Consider the following 418-nt stretch of genomic DNA (forward strand, 5'->3'; position numbering starts at 1 on the left):
AAATTTTTCAGACAAAAAAGGCCAGTCAAATGACTGGCCTTTCTGATGGTGGTGCCCAGAGGCGGAATCGAACCACCGACACGCGGATTTTCAATCCGCTGCTCTACCGACTGAGCTATCTGGGCAAAACTGGTCTTTACTAAACAAATGGTGCCGCTTATCCGAGTCGAACGGATGACCTACTGATTACAAGTCAGTTGCTCTACCAACTGAGCTAAAGCGGCGTTGTTCAATGAAGAGAACACTGTAGTGGACTGATAACGAAGGGAAATCAACACACCATAAAATTTATGGTGCCCAGAGGCGGAATCGAACCACCGACACGCGGATTTTCAATCCGCTGCTCTACCGACTGAGCTATCTGGGCAACGGGGGGTATTAAACGGATTTTGCCCAGGCAAGTCAACTTTTTTTTGCC

General features: G+C 48.1%; 3 tRNA genes. All 3 read right to left on the reverse strand.

The features are described 5' to 3' along the window. Positions 1-49 precede the first annotated feature (49 nt). Positions 50-125, reverse strand: a tRNA-Phe gene (locus tag EOE67_RS20335). A gap of 23 nt (positions 126-148) precedes the next feature. Beyond that, positions 149-224, reverse strand: a tRNA-Thr gene (locus EOE67_RS20340). A 67-nt stretch (positions 225-291) separates the two neighbouring features. Continuing rightward, positions 292-367 (reverse strand) — tRNA-Phe (locus EOE67_RS20345). Between the last annotated feature and the right edge of the window lie 51 nt (positions 368-418).

The sequence above is a fragment of the Rheinheimera riviphila genome (genome assembly GCF_004005945.1).
In the GTDB taxonomy this organism is placed as follows: domain Bacteria; phylum Pseudomonadota; class Gammaproteobacteria; order Enterobacterales; family Alteromonadaceae; genus Pararheinheimera; species Pararheinheimera riviphila.